Annotated in this window: 22 protein-coding genes and 1 riboswitch; of the genes, 19 read left to right on the top strand and 3 right to left on the bottom strand. The window is 39.4% G+C overall.

Translation table 11 applies throughout. From position 1 onward, the window contains the following. Positions 1-46 precede the first annotated feature (46 nt). Positions 47-156: riboswitch (TPP riboswitch) on the top strand. 151 nt (positions 157-307) lie between these two features. From C8270_RS18455 to C8270_RS20705, 6 genes are read left to right on the top strand one after another with little or no spacing between them, the layout of a single operon-like run. Then, complete coding sequence (locus tag C8270_RS18455) at positions 308-1,300, top strand: ABC transporter substrate-binding protein (protein WP_106498246.1); 993 nt, start codon at positions 308-310, stop codon at positions 1,298-1,300. A gap of 12 nt (positions 1,301-1,312) precedes the next feature. Then, positions 1,313-1,603, top strand: coding sequence for a thiamine-binding protein (locus C8270_RS18450; RefSeq protein ID WP_106498245.1), 291 nt, complete (start codon positions 1,313-1,315; stop codon positions 1,601-1,603). Then, complete coding sequence (locus C8270_RS18445) at positions 1,603-2,361, top strand: ABC transporter permease (protein WP_106498244.1); 759 nt, start codon at positions 1,603-1,605, stop codon at positions 2,359-2,361. Before C8270_RS18450 ends, C8270_RS18445 begins: the two co-directional genes overlap by 1 nt. Before the next feature lies 1 nt (position 2,362). Beyond that, positions 2,363-3,094, top strand: coding sequence for an ABC transporter ATP-binding protein (locus C8270_RS18440; RefSeq protein ID WP_106498243.1), 732 nt, complete (start codon positions 2,363-2,365; stop codon positions 3,092-3,094). Continuing rightward, positions 3,087-3,872 carry a TatD family hydrolase gene (locus C8270_RS18435; protein ID WP_267894852.1) on the top strand — a complete coding sequence of 262 codons (786 nt, stop codon included), beginning with the start codon at positions 3,087-3,089 and terminating at the stop codon, positions 3,870-3,872. Before C8270_RS18440 ends, C8270_RS18435 begins: the two co-directional genes overlap by 8 nt. Before the next feature lie 43 nt (positions 3,873-3,915). After that, on the top strand, positions 3,916-4,047 hold the full coding sequence (locus C8270_RS20705; RefSeq protein ID WP_267894851.1) for a hypothetical protein: 132 nt from the start codon (positions 3,916-3,918) through the stop codon (positions 4,045-4,047). Between the two features lie 48 nt (positions 4,048-4,095). Here C8270_RS20705 and C8270_RS18430 read toward each other — a convergent pair whose 3' ends face one another. After that, positions 4,096-4,578, bottom strand: coding sequence for a PaaI family thioesterase (locus C8270_RS18430; protein WP_106498241.1), 483 nt, complete (start codon positions 4,576-4,578; stop codon positions 4,096-4,098). A 126-nt stretch (positions 4,579-4,704) separates the two neighbouring features. On the opposite strand from C8270_RS18430, the gene C8270_RS18425 reads away from it, so the two are divergent. Next, positions 4,705-5,124, top strand: coding sequence for a spore coat protein (locus C8270_RS18425; protein ID WP_106498240.1), 420 nt, complete (start codon positions 4,705-4,707; stop codon positions 5,122-5,124). Between the two features lie 112 nt (positions 5,125-5,236). Further along, positions 5,237-5,788: an SLOG family protein gene (locus C8270_RS18420; RefSeq protein WP_106498596.1), complete on the top strand. Its 552-nt coding sequence runs from the start codon at positions 5,237-5,239 to the stop codon at positions 5,786-5,788. 168 nt (positions 5,789-5,956) lie between these two features. Here the strand turns inward: C8270_RS18420 and C8270_RS18415 are convergent, their stop codons facing one another. Beyond that, positions 5,957-6,721, bottom strand: a complete 765-nt coding sequence (locus tag C8270_RS18415; protein ID WP_234028594.1) for a glycoside hydrolase domain-containing protein — start codon at positions 6,719-6,721, stop codon at positions 5,957-5,959. Positions 6,722-7,006: 285 nt separating this feature from the next. Here C8270_RS18415 and C8270_RS18410 point away from each other — a divergent pair, with 285 nt between their 5' ends. Then, the gene (locus C8270_RS18410) at positions 7,007-7,624 is read left to right on the top strand and encodes a DUF47 domain-containing protein (protein WP_106498238.1); all 618 of its coding nucleotides are present in this window, start codon (positions 7,007-7,009) and stop codon (positions 7,622-7,624) included. A 12-nt stretch (positions 7,625-7,636) separates the two neighbouring features. Continuing rightward, positions 7,637-8,635 (top strand): inorganic phosphate transporter, encoded by a 999-nt coding sequence (locus tag C8270_RS18405; protein WP_106498237.1) that lies wholly within the window; start codon positions 7,637-7,639, stop codon positions 8,633-8,635. A gap of 133 nt (positions 8,636-8,768) precedes the next feature. Here the strand turns inward: C8270_RS18405 and C8270_RS18400 are convergent, their stop codons facing one another. Then, positions 8,769-9,935: an acyl-CoA dehydrogenase family protein gene (locus C8270_RS18400; RefSeq protein WP_106498236.1), complete on the bottom strand. Its 1,167-nt coding sequence runs from the start codon at positions 9,933-9,935 to the stop codon at positions 8,769-8,771. Between the two features lie 139 nt (positions 9,936-10,074). Between C8270_RS18400 and C8270_RS18395 the strand changes: the two genes are divergently transcribed. From C8270_RS18395 to C8270_RS18360, 9 genes are all read left to right on the top strand, one after another. Beyond that, positions 10,075-10,707 (top strand): YczE/YyaS/YitT family protein, encoded by a 633-nt coding sequence (locus C8270_RS18395; RefSeq protein WP_234028593.1) that lies wholly within the window; start codon positions 10,075-10,077, stop codon positions 10,705-10,707. A 68-nt stretch (positions 10,708-10,775) separates the two neighbouring features. Next, entirely contained in the window at positions 10,776-10,928 is a 153-nt protein-coding gene (locus tag C8270_RS18390) for a small acid-soluble spore protein P (RefSeq protein WP_106498234.1), read from the top strand. Between the two features lie 168 nt (positions 10,929-11,096). Next, on the top strand, positions 11,097-11,306 hold the full coding sequence (locus C8270_RS18385) for a hypothetical protein (protein ID WP_442785815.1): 210 nt from the start codon (positions 11,097-11,099) through the stop codon (positions 11,304-11,306). A gap of 15 nt (positions 11,307-11,321) precedes the next feature. Beyond that, positions 11,322-11,681: a VOC family protein gene (locus C8270_RS18380; protein WP_106498233.1), complete on the top strand. Its 360-nt coding sequence runs from the start codon at positions 11,322-11,324 to the stop codon at positions 11,679-11,681. A gap of 53 nt (positions 11,682-11,734) precedes the next feature. Further along, complete coding sequence (locus C8270_RS20700) at positions 11,735-11,863, top strand: hypothetical protein (protein ID WP_267894850.1); 129 nt, start codon at positions 11,735-11,737, stop codon at positions 11,861-11,863. A gap of 148 nt (positions 11,864-12,011) precedes the next feature. Continuing rightward, complete coding sequence (locus C8270_RS18375) at positions 12,012-12,410, top strand: J-domain-containing protein (protein WP_106498232.1); 399 nt, start codon at positions 12,012-12,014, stop codon at positions 12,408-12,410. Between the two features lie 12 nt (positions 12,411-12,422). Then, positions 12,423-12,776 carry a cupin gene (locus C8270_RS18370; RefSeq protein ID WP_106498231.1) on the top strand — a complete coding sequence of 118 codons (354 nt, stop codon included), beginning with the start codon at positions 12,423-12,425 and terminating at the stop codon, positions 12,774-12,776. Between the two features lie 164 nt (positions 12,777-12,940). Then, complete coding sequence (locus tag C8270_RS18365; RefSeq protein WP_106498230.1) at positions 12,941-13,114, top strand: YozQ family protein; 174 nt, start codon at positions 12,941-12,943, stop codon at positions 13,112-13,114. Between the two features lie 247 nt (positions 13,115-13,361). Then, positions 13,362-13,790, top strand: coding sequence for a cell wall hydrolase (locus C8270_RS18360; RefSeq protein WP_106498229.1), 429 nt, complete (start codon positions 13,362-13,364; stop codon positions 13,788-13,790). Positions 13,791-13,888 lie beyond the last annotated feature (98 nt).

Raw genomic sequence — 13,888 nt, 5'->3', positions numbered from 1 at the left:
ACGGTATCGTAATGTAGTACCTTATACATGTAAGATCAAAACTAAATAGATTTTGTGGGGGGACCAGTTGAGCTGGTTGAGATTGTATCCGTTAGATACTGACCCTTGGAACCTGATCTGGCTGAAACCAGCGTAGGGAACATCATGTTAAAAGAAAAGGCGAATTTATCTAAAAGAAAAGGTAAATCTTTCTTTTTTTGCATGCACCCCAGGTTTAAAAATGGTGGTGTTTTTTTATTGTCATTTTTACTCTTTTATGCCGGTCATTTTCCTAAACAAAAATTACATACACGATGGAGGTTAGGAAATGAAGAAGCTTTTAATGTTACTTATGCTCACTACCGTTCTTGTGGCATGTAACGGCAACAACGAGTCCAAAAGTGCGGATCAAGATGAGGACACTAAGCAGAAAATAAAGTTCGTCTTGGACTGGACACCAAACACGAATCATACTGGCATTTATGTTGCACAGAAAAAGGGATACTTTAATGACGAGGGACTGGATGTGGAAATTATGATGCCGGGAGAAGTTGGAGCTGATCAGCTTGTCGCGTCAGGTAAGGCCGATTTTGGTGTGGGTGCGCAGGAAAGTATTACGGAAGCACGTGTACAAGGTGTTCCGATCGTTTCCATTGCAGCAGTGATTCAGCATAATACATCTGGTTTTGCCTCACCTAAAGAAAAAGATATCACATCACCGAAAGATTTTGCCGGGAAGACGTATGGTGGTTGGGGTGCGCCAGTTGAGAAGGCTGTTCTTACATCCCTTATGAACCAAGAGAATGCTTCTGCCGATGATGTGGATATTGTCAATATGGGAAACACTGACTTCTTTACGGCAGTGAAACGCGATATTGACTTTGCTTGGATTTATTATGGCTGGACTGGTGTAGAAGCTGAACTGCGCGGTGAGGAGTTAAACATGTTGTACCTAACTGACTACTCGAAAAAACTTGATTATTATACACCTGTTCTTACGACGAATGAACAAACAATTGAGGAAAATCCGGAAACGGTTAAGAAGTTTTTAGCGGCTGTTTCGAAAGGATATAGATTTGCTATCGATAACCCTGACGAAGCGGCTGCTATATTGATAGACGCAGTTCCCGATCTTGATGTGGAACTGGTACAGGCGAGTCAAGAGTGGCTCTCACCAAAATACCAGGATGATGCCGATCGTTGGGGCGAACAGAAACTAGAAGTCTGGGAGAATTATGCAAATTGGATGTACGATAACAATCTATTAGACACACGACTAGATAGCGAAAAAGCTTTTACGAATGAATTTCTACCAAAATAGGAGGTTATTTAAATGGCAAATGCGTTAGTGAGTGTACAAATTATACCAAAGACAAAAAATGGGGAGGATACGATTCCATATGTAGATGCTGCAATAGAAGTTATTGCTCAATCAGGCGTGAAATATGAGGTGAACCCGCTCGAGACAACAATGGAAGGCGATTTGCCGGTGCTTCTATCAATTATCGAAAAAATGAATACAAGGATGACTGAACGCGGGTGTGAAAGTATTATTTCGCAGGTAAAAGTGTTTCATAAACCAGATGGGGCTTCAATGTATGAACTGACGGAGAAATATCGCTAATGAAAGGGATCATTGAAAAAGGATGGAAACCGCTTGTGGTTATCCTCCTTTTGTTCAGTGCATGGGAGCTTTCCAGTATACTATTTGATATACCGGATTGGCTCCTTCCCGCACCATCACAAATTGTTCAAACAGGAATAGAAGGCTGGCCGATGTATCAACATCATTTAGTCTCAACCATTACATTATCGGTTGTTGGTCTTTTGATCGGTGTAAGCGTTGGGATTCTTGTTGCTATTTGTCTGCACCTTGTTTCATTTATACGCGAAGCATTTTTTCCATTGATGATCCTATCACAAAACATCCCGATTATTGTGCTTGCACCGCTCCTCGTTATTTGGTTTGGATTTGGGGTGTTGCCTAAGATAATCGTGATCACATTGGTTTGTTTCTTTCCAGTTGCTGTTGCAGCATTGGATGGGTTTCGGCAAACGGATCGTGATTTGCTTCATTATGCACAAATGGCCGGAGCAAATAAGAGACAGATTTTCACCAAATTGGAAATCCCCAGTGCGTTACCGTCCTTATTTTCCGGGTTAAAAATTTCGGCAACTTATAGTGTAATGGGAGCGGTTATTTCCGAATGGCTTGGTGCGAATGAGGGAATCGGCGTCTATATGACATTGGCCTCATCATCATTTCGGACCGATCGCGTTTTTGTTGCGATATTTTTTGTTATGATTTTGAGTCTCTTGTTCTTTTCGCTGATCGCTTTTCTAGAAAAAAGAATTCTTAGTTGGAAATCAGAGGGGAATTGAGATGGGAAAACTGAAAATCGACAACTTAACAAAATCGTATAACCAAAATGTGATACTAAACGATATATCATTTACCGTACATGAGGGGGAATTTGTTTCCATTTTAGGGCCATCTGGTAGCGGAAAGAGTACATTATTCCATGTTATAGGTGGGATACGTTTTCCTGATTCGGGTACGATTTATTTAGATGATAAGCAGATAAATGGGACAAAAGGGGCTATTAGTTATACACCCCAATCACCGTCATTGCTCCCTTGGCGAAGCATATTGAAAAATGTATTGCTTGGTGCTGAACTAGCTGGGGGAGGAAGTGAAGTGGATGCAATGCGAATGATCGAACGTGCTGGACTAAAGGGGTACGAGCATGCATATCCACACGAACTTTCCGGGGGAATGCAGCAGCGTGCAGCTTTTATCCGCAGCTTGCTAAGTCCACAATCGATTATTTGTTTAGATGAACCATTTTCGGCATTAGACGAGTTCACCCGATTGGAAATGCAAAAGTGGCTATTATCGATTTGGGAGGAAGACAAACGCTCTATTTTGTTTGTAACACATAGTATTGAGGAAGCCATTTATCTTTCTGATCGAGTAATTGTGTTAACTGATAAACCTGCAACAGTGAAAAAAGAAATTTCTATCCCTTTTTCACGTCCTAGGAAAGAAGACATCCTTTTGTCAGAGGAATTTTTGCATTGGAAAAAATTAATCTATCGGGAACTAGGTGAATAATGTGGAGAGTCAGGTTATCGATGCACACATACATTTGGATATGTACGGTGTACCAGATCGAAATAGGTTGTTAAAGGAACTGAAGCACCATCATGTTGCTGCATTAATTGCTGTATCATGTCACTTACAATCCGCCGAAATGAATCTAGAATTTTCCCGGATTGATAAAAGGATTAAACCGGCATTTGGCTACCATCCGGAACAAGAATTACCATCTGATTTAATGTTGGATGAAATCATAGCATTCATGCAGAGAAATCAGGAGGAGATGGTTGCTGTTGGCGAAGTTGGATTGCCATATTATTCACGGCAGAAAAACCCCAATCTTCAAGTAGACCTTTATCTGGAGATCCTGGAATTGTTTATTCAGCAAGCTGTGACGTTAGATAAGCCAATTGTTTTGCATGCTGTGTATGATGATGCGCCACTTGTCTGTGATTTATTGGAAAAGCATTCAGTGAAAAAGGCTCATTTTCACTGGTTTAAAGGTGATTATAAAACAATTGAGCGTATGCAGCAAAATGGTTATTACATTTCCATTACGCCAGATGTATTGTATGAACGGGAAATCCAGCAGCTTGTTAAACACTACCCTTTATCAAACATGATGGTAGAGACGGATGGGCCTTGGCGGTTTAAGGGGCCTTTCATGGGTGAAAAAACACATCCAAAAATGATTCATCAATCCGTCGCTAAAATTGCGGAGTTGAAGGGATTGAATGTAGAGGAAGTTTATTGTCGTTTATATGAAAATACGAGTCAGTTTTATTGTGTGTGAATAGCTGGAAAAATCCTCTGTCAAACAAGAAGTGGCTGTAACAGTGGATCAGCAATTTATTACTGCTAAAGGACCGGCCTATGTGGAGTTTGCCGTTCAGGTGATTAATGCTTTAGGGCTTTTTGAATCTGGCGAAGAGGAAGAAACGCTCGCCTATTTTAAAAATCAGGCTTGACCTGAAAAAGAGTTGTATGATTAATAGGCTCATACAACTCTTTTCACATTACTTTTCCAAAAACGTACTTGGCATCACAACTGCGACAACTTCTCCTTTGGCACAAACTTTTCCCTCAGCAAAAACTTCCGTATGTACCTTCCATTTCTTTGGATGGACTTCTTCAATTGTTCCAACTGCTTTTAACGGTGTGCCGTGTGGTGTTGGTTTGATGAAGTCGACGTGTAGTGAGCCTGTTACGAATCGTGGTGGCTCCACACCGTCACCTGGTTCATGTCCGTTTTTCCGGTGCAGTGCAAGGGAAGCTGAACCGGTTCCATGGCAGTCAATTAGGGAGGCGATTAAGCCGCCGTAGACAAAGCCGGGTAATGCTGTATGTTCTGGACGTGGTGTATAAATTGTGACGGTATTTTCCCCATCCCACCCGGTTCGGAAGTGGTAGCCATCTTCATTCAATCTTCCACAGCCATAACACCATGAGAAGTCTTCTGGATATTCATCTTGGACTGCTTTTTCTACTGTATCTGTCATTATTACTCCCCCTTTTCAGAATATTATATCATAAAATATTCCGGTGAAATAGGTTGCTGTCTTATACAACTGAAAGGCATCTATCATAGGTTAGTAGTGTACCTATCAAGGAAAGGGGCTTTTTATATGAGACATCAACATGGACCACACTGCGGGTGCCCTAAACAAATTGTGCATCCGGTAAAGCATAATTGTGTTCATCATTGCACAGAGAGTGTGGTAGAACACGTTCATCCTTCTCATACGACTGTTATGAATCATCATTTAGTAAAGAATAAGCATGTATTTCCACATTCTACGTCAGTGCAAAATACAGAGGATTGTGTAGATGAATATGGTGGGTCATTTAATTATCCACCACAAGCTTCGATGGGATTTGGACCAGGAAACCAAGTTGCAGGCGCGATGTCCCCGGGTAATTTCGGAATGGAGCAAGGAAATAACCAAGTTGCAGGTGCAATGAACCACGGCAATCCTGGCATGGGACACTGTGGTCAACCACCAATGGGAATGAATAACTGGAAACAACCGAATAAATGGTGTTAATCTTAAAAGGAGTTGGCATTCGATATTGCCAACTCCTTTTTACAATTCGAGGCTGAACGACGTAGCCATGTTCGGCCACAGGTGGATTTGTTTGGAAAGAGAGGCAATATTAATGAAAGTTTTAACTGTAACAGGGTATAAACCAATGGAATTAAATATATTTAAAGAAGATGATCATCGGATATCGTTTATAAAAGCGGCAATTAAAAAACGGTTAATATCATTTATTGAAGAAGGGCTGGAATGGGTTCTGCTCTCGGGTCAAATGGGTGTTGAAATGTGGACAGGGCAGGTTGTTCTAGATTTAAAAGAAACGTATGATATTAAACTAGCCCTCATTCCTCCATTTGAAAATCAAGAAACCCGTTGGCCAGAGCCAATACAACAGGCATACCAAGAACTTACTTTGACCGCAGATTTTTATAAACCTCTTTACGTTGGTGATTATAAAGGAGCTTTTCAATTCAAGGCAAAAAATAAATGGCTTATTGATAAAAGTGATGGATGTCTCATTTTAATGGATGAGGAGTTTCCTGGGAGCGGACGTTTTTTTCATCAAGAAACAGCGGGTATGGAACACTATCCTGTCTACTTGATCACCCCAGCTGATTTGGACGATGTCGTTGAAGAACTAAGAATGGCGGATCCAGATTATTGGACGTAACATGTTAATTGAAACCTTGTTGTTAGGCTCCTGGCGTGTAGATGCTGAAGTTTACAATTGGCACGGACTGAATCCGACTGGGTCGAATTATTAGCACTCAGGTCAGTTGAACAAAACAATGATATAGAAAAAGGCCGTTACATTTCGTTAACAGCCTTTTCGTGCTTTTTACCATAAATAATCCAGCATTTCATTTTTAAATAAATTGGTATCGATCTTACATTTGTCTGACTCAATTGCATATTGCCAACCGTAAAGCAATGCATCCTCTGGTCCTTGGGGATTATATTCTGGAGCGTTTTCTTTTGTGGTGATTTTTTCTTGTGGATATGCGGTCCAAATAACTGTATTTTCCCGCATTTTCGACTCTGTAGCATTATAAGCCTTCACAATGGCACTTCCTTCATCAAAAACCCCATATAATCCAGGTTCATAGGCGGATTCGGTAAGTGTATCAGACCAACCTTGCATAAATGCGGAATCGACGGGGAATTTCGGTTCGATATCACCGAAAATAGCCACACCATCCGGAATTTCGAGTTTTTGAGCTAATTCGATTGCGTGCTTTGCTTCATCAACGCCGTGATCATAGCCAGTAGCATCTGTAAAATGGTTGTATATAACGAGGATCCGTACATCTTTTTCATGTAAAAATTCAGCCTCATCTGCACTTAAACCTGTTGAAACATCTTCCTTATCGCCTATATATCTACCCCAAACTCCAGGCTGACCAAAGTTATCTTTCACACATTGATAAACGTCTTTACCAGCGCTGCTTGCGGAATCGATGCCCCAATAAATTTTTTTCCCATCGTCTGAATCAGAATTGGAATCGGTTGGCTCGGTATCAAAAATAAACACATTTAAAATGATTGGAATGGCTATAACGAAAGCTAATCCAAGGATCAAATAAATTAGTTGTTTGTTTAGCAACGTATTAAAAACCCTCCTTTCGTACCTATTGCAGTATATTGAAAGAAGGTTTGGCCTGTGTAGGCGAGATGGTGCGATAGAACATGACATCTGAAAATCAACATTAATAACGTTGCATTCGCTACTTAGCTAAAGCAAGTGTATAATGAGTGGAAGAATGTTAAAAAATACAACAAAATTCGTGTTTATTCGTGGTTGAATTTGGTATGATAAGGAAAGCTTTTGTTATTTTGTGCAAAAGAAGTATAATGGGTTAGGGCTTTTTTACAAAATGGAGGGTTAAACGTGTTTAATAAAAAACCAGACAAGTTTTCACTTTACCTAGTCGACTTTGCCAAGCATTTAAACGAAGCGGTGGACTATTTTGTTCATTATAAGGTAAAAGATACAGAAACACTAAAGGAATTTGCTAGTAACATCAAGCGGCGTGAATCAGAGGCAGATGATAAGGTACATGAGATCATTAAAGATTTAAATCAGGCTTTTATTACGCCAATTGAGCGGGAGGATATCCTCCAGTTAACCATGAATCTAGATGATATTATGGATGGCATGGAAGAATTCTCCGCTACAATGGACATTTATCATATTTTATCTTCAGATGATTATATGGACCAATTTACCGACTACATATTGAAATGCTCGCAAGAAATTTTAATTTCCACAGAATTAATTGCCAACAATCAATTGAAAGAAGTGGAACCACACGCAATAAAAATTAAAGACTACGAAAGTAACTGTGACGATCTCTATCGTGAATCCCTAAGAAGTCTATTTCAATTAGAAAAAGATCCAATTAAAGTAATCCAATACAAAGAGATTTATGAAATATTGGAAGAAATTGCTGACTATTGTCAAAACGTAGCAAGTACACTGCAAAGTATCATAATGAAAAATGCTTAAAGAGGGATTTAAATGGACTTTCTATTTGTAATTGTAATTCTAATTGTCGTTTTTGCACTTATTTTTGATTTTATCAATGGATTTCATGATACGGCCAATGCGATAGCCACATCTGTATCCACAAAAGCGTTGACACCTAGAAGGGCAATCATTTTAGCGGCAGTGATGAACTTTTTGGGGGCGTTGACTTTTACTGGGGTTGCTCAAACGATCACAAGTGAAATCACAAACCCGTTTGATTTGGAAAATGGGACAACGGTCATTTTAGCGGCATTGATTGCGGCGATTGTCTGGAATTTGGTTACTTGGTATGCAGGAATTCCAAGTAGTTCCTCACATGCTATCATTGGTGCAATAACTGGTGCAGTAATTGTATCAGCAGGGTATTCCGCTATTCGCTTTCACGGATTCATATCGATTCTTGAAGGGCTGTTCTTTTCTCCGGTTCTAGCTTTTGTTATCGGTTTTATTTTGTATAGTATTATTAAAGTGATTTTTAAGAATAGCAACTTAGCAAAAACGAACCGGCGCTTTCGCATGGTGCAAGTTCTTACAGCAGCCGTACAGTCTTATGCTCATGGTACCAATGATGCGCAAAAGTCAATGGGGATCATAACTATGGCGCTAATAGTTGGCGGAATGCATACAACTACCGATATTCCATTTTGGGTACAAGTATCCTGTGCCACCGCAATGGCACTTGGAACCTCGGTTGGCGGATGGCGGATCATTAAAACGGTCGGCGGGAAGATTATGAAGATCCGTCCGGTTAATGGTGTTTCTGCTGATTTAACTGGCGCGGCTGTTATTTTTGGAGCCACGTTAATTCATTTACCGGTTAGCACGACCCACGTTATTTCTTCTAGTATTTTGGGTGTTGGGGCATCCCATCGTGTAAAAGGAGTGAACTGGGGCGTTGCAAAGCGAATGATTGTCACGTGGGTTATCACACTACCAATAACCGCAGCGCTTGGCGGGGTTATTTATTATATTTTGGAGCTGTTTTTATAACATACAAAAACGTTTGGTTATAGCATCATAACCAAACGTTTTTGTTTAAGTATAAGAAAAACTTCAGCACTTGCTATGAAGGACGAGGGCGAATGCCAGTGCCTTTCTAACAAATTTACCGGAAAACATGAAGTTAATCATCTTTCAATGCTTGATTGGCAAGCATTTGAATTACCATGTCATCCATTGGTGGATTATGAAGTCCTGCTCTGACATCGCGGTAATATTGCTCAAACCGATTACTTTTAGCGAGGCCTTTTCCACCGGCGATCCGCATTGCCAAGTCTACCACTTCACTGGCAATATTTGTTGTAACTGTCTTGACAGCAGCTAGTTCGGTACCAAGTGAATCTCGTTCTTCTGGATTTTCATCCCACTTTTCAGCAATATGATACATGAAATGGCGTGCTTGCATTAGTTTCAAATCCATTTCGCCGATTTTTTGTTTCACATGTGGCACTTCTGAAATCGTTGTGTCTAAGCTGTTCGGCTGATAACTTTTGGCAAAAGCGATCGCCTCATTACGTGCTGCAATCGCAATTCCTGAATAACAAGCAGGAATATGCAATAACCAGCCTTTTGGTGAAGGTTTTTTAGGGCCGCTAGTCAGTTCTACTAATAAATCATCGGTTACCTTAACATCTGTAAAGATAACATCATCACTACCTGTTCCCCGCATTCCAAGTGTATCCCATGTATGTTCAACACGTACTCCAGAGGTTTCTTTACTAATTAAAAACCAGCCAACCGCTTCTTGATCTTCAACGTAAGTGGAGACAATATAATAATCCAAAACATCAGCCATGGTAGCAAAAGACTTTCTGCCATTGACAATGTAATGATTACCATCACGAACAGCACGGGTCTCCGGAACACCGCCACGAGTTGGACTACCGGTTGCAGGTTCAGTCGCAACCCGATTCAGTACTTTTTTATTTTCGCCGATTTCTTTTGCGATCATCGCAAATTTGTCTTGAGACCATACATTCTGTTCGCTTAACTCCATGACAATTCCCATATGCCAGCCAATAGATAAAGCCGTTGAACCGTCGCCAGCTGCAAGTCTTTCTTGTAGGAGAATCAATTCGTAAAGTGATATTTCCTGCCCACCATATTCTTTTGGAAGCGGTAGCGATACGTAATTTTCCCGTTTTAAATCGTTTAGGTTTTCTAATGGAAATGTAGCATTTTTTTCCGCCTCAGGGACTCGCTGCTTTACTTGCTTTGCAATTTTATCTGCTTTGGCAAATAAATCCTGTTGCCGCTTGTTTTTTAGAAAAGGTTTAAATAAATCTGACACAATTTTTCACCTCTTATTAAAATTAGTTACATTATAAAGCATAGTGAATTTATCGGAATTAGTCCAATTAAACAATATTGCGTTGGTGGTTTTCCGTTGGCTCATTTGTTAATATCTATAGTGGAGAGGAGCAATGTGTATGCGGCTGATTCGTGCTGGAATTCATTTTTATTGTGTTGGTATTATAATTTTAACGCTTGGTATTGCGTTAACGATCCAATCTACATTAGGTGCTTCCCCGTTTGACTCGTTACTTGTCGGCTTACACCATACGTTCGGTTTAACGGTTGGCAGTTGGGAAATTGTTGTAGGATTAACCATGGTTATTGGTAATGCATTAGCAGAAAAAAGAAGGCCAGAATACCTCGCCTTAGTAACATCATTAGTTACCGGAGTAGGTATCGACTCTTGGTTGTTTGGTCTAGGAGAGTTGGTTGATCCTAGCACATGGGTTGGTCAGTCGATTTGTTTAGTGTTAGGTATTATTTTTATTGGAATGGGTGTCGCAGCTTATTTGCAATCAAATTTTGCTCCGAATCCAATGGACCGTTCCATGCTTGTTGTATCAAGAATGACGGGCTGGAATGTTACATACTCACGCGCATTAATTAGTATTGTTCTAGTAATTTTAGCTTATTTTTTCGATGGAGCTATTGGCATCGGAACATTAATTAATGCATTGTTTTCGGGAGTGATTATTAGCTTCTTTTTACCATATGTCAAGACAATCAAAAAGGCGATTCATAAGCAAGGAGAACATCTTGCTTCTTAACAGGTTTCACGAATAGATCTTACATATCTCCAAAAACTAATCCTATCGATGAAAAGGAGGAGAATGTAATGAGTGGAAAACCAAAAGGACCGAAACAGCAGGAACAACCGAATTTGCCGAAAAGCCCGAAACAACCATATGGCGAACCGCTTGATGGTTCCCACAAAGTAAAAAACCGTAACCACTCACGGCAAAAAAACGACGCAAACCACGACATGTAAGGGACAAGGGGACAGCACCTTGTCCCTGTTGTTTTGGGATATGGGGGTCCCATGACACAGTTTGAGCAACATATTTCTATTTAAGTTGGTGTGGTATATGTTGTATTATTAGAATATAATGAATAGTTGTGGTGTAACCGTTATAATAAAAGAAATGGAGGTGTTCCTTTGTTTGCAATGGGAGCATTTATAAATTTACTACTATACATAATTGGTTTATTTGTTCTCTATCTCATTATTCAAGCTGCTGTTAGAAATGGGATTGATAATTCTAAGGTTGGGAAGATCATTAGGGAAAAATATCGTAATTACGATGGTGATGATAATAATGATGACATAAAACCGTTCATGGGTGATGATTTAGACAAGGATTATTGATGGGGGGAGAATTACGTGAACTTCAACGAATTCGGCGTCATCTTATTTGTTGAACGATACGAAGCAAGTGTGGAATTTTATCGTGATGTATTGATGTTGGAAGTTAGAAGTCAAAAGGATATCCTGACTACCTTTAACATTCCAAACGGCTATTTAATGGTTGAGAAGGGCGGAGTTGGTTCTGAAAAAGAGAAGGAACGAAACGAAAATCCAGTCGTGCTAAGATTCAATGTTGACTCACTGGAAACTGAAGTTGCTACACTTGAAAAAAATGGTGTAAATTTTGTACATAAACAGCTTGCATTTGATTGGGGAACCATTGCAGTAATTTTAGATCCTGATGGAAATCGGATTGAATTGGGAGAGATAAACTAAAATAGCGGATCATACTTAAATAGATTGGAGAGGGATCATGGACGTAATAACAAGTGATGGTGTTAGTTTATATGTTGAAAAAGGCGGCCAAGGAAAAAGTTTGCACAATTGAATCTGGTCATCATCCTTATACAGAAAATCCAGTTGAATTTAAAAGAGCTGTTGAAGAGTTTGTTGAATGATAACCAAAAAGATCATGATTGACGTAACAGGAACAGATTGAAGATACAAAACCGATTACGATACCATACCATTACATTCCCTGGTAATGATAATAAAGAGGCGTTACTTGCCAATGCCTTAATAAAATACCTGTAAGTAGGTGATAGGTTGCATAAAGATGATGGTTTCCAGAAGAATACAAACAAACAGGAAAACGAAATAGATGAACGATTAGCATATACGGATCACTTATCGTCCATCATTCGACAGGCTGAAAAAGATGGACAGTTTGATGATTTGCCCGGTAAAGGGAAACCGCTAAAACTGGATAATAATTATTTCAGCAGTACATACAAACAATTCAACAAGACATTAAAGGATAATCATGTGCTTCCAAAGTGGGTTGAATTAAGTAAGGAAATTGATGCACTTAAAGAAAAACTAAATAAAGAGGAAGGTAAACAATCACGTAAATTAGTGAAGGAAATCAACAAAAAAATTAAAGCGTATAATTATGCTTGTCCACCATCATTACAGAAAAACAAGATGAAATGGCCAGACGATTAAGGGGGAACGTAAATGGAAATTTTCACATTCTCCAAAGAATCTGGTAATAGGATTACAAAATTTAATTCAGATTTTATTATGAATCAGATTTTACAAACGGAGGCCCCGGTAATGATAGAATGCATGCACCTAGATGAAAATGGTGTGATCGGCTATCATCAAGCTGTTGTAGCACAATTATTACTCGTGTTAGATGGGGAAGGTGAGGTTTGTGGTGAAAGCGGGGAGTTTGTTAAAGTACATAAGGGTCACGCCATCTTTTGGTCAGAAGGGGAATGGCATGAAACAGTGGCAGGACAAGGGTTAACAGCGATTGTTATTCAGGGAAAAGAATTAAAGCCTGGTTTATTAATGAAAAAGAATTGAGCGGAATGAGAAGAATTCATGATCGCCTTTTTGGTCAGTGTTACTATGCTTATCTGTATTACTCTTAGGATATGACTATACTTTTGGTAAATATAGTCATAAGTTTTAATTCCCATTCTGTTCATAATAAAAATGAAGCTGTTTAACGAATGGAGGAATCTTTCATGCCGAAAAAGCGAAACAAGGTTGATCCTAAAGACAGTAGCAAAATCGCCGAGAAAAATTATGACCCATCCTATTATCAGGGAAAAACACAATTTGAAAAAGGAATTGCTGAAACACATGAACAAGCCTCTGATGATTATGTGGAAGGAACAATTGACCAGAAGTTAGATTAATGATGAGGGGGGGATCTGTTTAGGTTCTCCCTCTTTTTAATGTCATAAATTTTTTAAAGAATAGCACTCTCTGGGGGATTGACCATAGACTATATTGTGTATTCAAAGCTTTGACTTAATGAAGGGTCTGGAACTAATTATTTTTTAAAAATTCAGTAATAAATTAGCTAATAACATTTAAATCCATAAAAAGGAATTAATCATCATAACGTAATTGTACAGATCGTCAACAACTGGAGGGGAAAATATGGCCGTTGTAAAGGCTACAGAAAAGGATATCGACCTTTTAGCACGATTGCTTAGGGCAGAAGCTGAGGGGGAAGGAAAGCTCGGAATGTTGCTCGTTGGCAATGTTGGAATAAACCGAGTAAGAGTAAATTGTTCTGATTTTACACAGGTACGAACCATCCCGGAAATGGTTTATCAACCACATGCATTTGAAGCTGTCACGCATGGGTATTTCTACCAACGACCACGAGAAAGCGAAAGACGTTTAGCTCGCAAAGTGATCAATGGAAAAAGGTATTGGCCTGCTAAATACAGCTTATGGTACTTTAGGCCACCAGGCGATTGCCCAACTACTTGGTATGGTCAGCCCCTAGTGGATAGGTATAAGCTTCACTGTTTTTATGAACCAACAGGAGAAGAATGTGAAGGCGTTTATAGCACATTTTAAGCTGGGACATGGGGATAAGTTATTTGTCCCAAGTTATACAAGAGGATTTACAACAATGTTAATAAAGAAGTGACTGTTAGTAAGATAAAACAGTCACT

Source organism: Lentibacillus sp. Marseille-P4043 (assembly GCF_900258515.1).
Classification (GTDB): Bacteria; Bacillota; Bacilli; order Bacillales; family Amphibacillaceae; genus Lentibacillus_C.
This window is presented reverse-complemented; position numbering and strand designations above follow the sequence as displayed.

What these genes read in the sequence shown, in the direction of transcription:
- C8270_RS18455 (WP_106498246.1), top strand. Translation starts at nt 308, where the DNA reads ATGAAGAAGCTTTTAATGTTACTTATGCTCACTACCGTTCTTGTGGCA.
- C8270_RS18450 (WP_106498245.1), top strand. Translation starts at nt 1,313, where the DNA reads ATGGCAAATGCGTTAGTGAGTGTACAAATTATACCAAAGACAAAAAAT.
- C8270_RS18445 (WP_106498244.1), top strand. Translation starts at nt 1,603, where the DNA reads ATGAAAGGGATCATTGAAAAAGGATGGAAACCGCTTGTGGTTATCCTC.
- C8270_RS18440 (WP_106498243.1), top strand. Translation starts at nt 2,363, where the DNA reads ATGGGAAAACTGAAAATCGACAACTTAACAAAATCGTATAACCAAAAT.
- C8270_RS18430 (WP_106498241.1), bottom strand. Translation starts at nt 4,578, where the DNA reads ATGACAGATACAGTAGAAAAAGCAGTCCAAGATGAATATCCAGAAGAC.
- C8270_RS18425 (WP_106498240.1), top strand. Translation starts at nt 4,705, where the DNA reads ATGAGACATCAACATGGACCACACTGCGGGTGCCCTAAACAAATTGTG.
- C8270_RS18420 (WP_106498596.1), top strand. Translation starts at nt 5,237, where the DNA reads ATGAAAGTTTTAACTGTAACAGGGTATAAACCAATGGAATTAAATATA.
- C8270_RS18405 (WP_106498237.1), top strand. Translation starts at nt 7,637, where the DNA reads ATGGACTTTCTATTTGTAATTGTAATTCTAATTGTCGTTTTTGCACTT.
- C8270_RS18395 (WP_234028593.1), top strand. Translation starts at nt 10,075, where the DNA reads ATGCGGCTGATTCGTGCTGGAATTCATTTTTATTGTGTTGGTATTATA.
- C8270_RS18390 (WP_106498234.1), top strand. Translation starts at nt 10,776, where the DNA reads ATGAGTGGAAAACCAAAAGGACCGAAACAGCAGGAACAACCGAATTTG.
- C8270_RS18370 (WP_106498231.1), top strand. Translation starts at nt 12,423, where the DNA reads ATGGAAATTTTCACATTCTCCAAAGAATCTGGTAATAGGATTACAAAA.
- C8270_RS18365 (WP_106498230.1), top strand. Translation starts at nt 12,941, where the DNA reads ATGCCGAAAAAGCGAAACAAGGTTGATCCTAAAGACAGTAGCAAAATC.
- C8270_RS18360 (WP_106498229.1), top strand. Translation starts at nt 13,362, where the DNA reads ATGGCCGTTGTAAAGGCTACAGAAAAGGATATCGACCTTTTAGCACGA.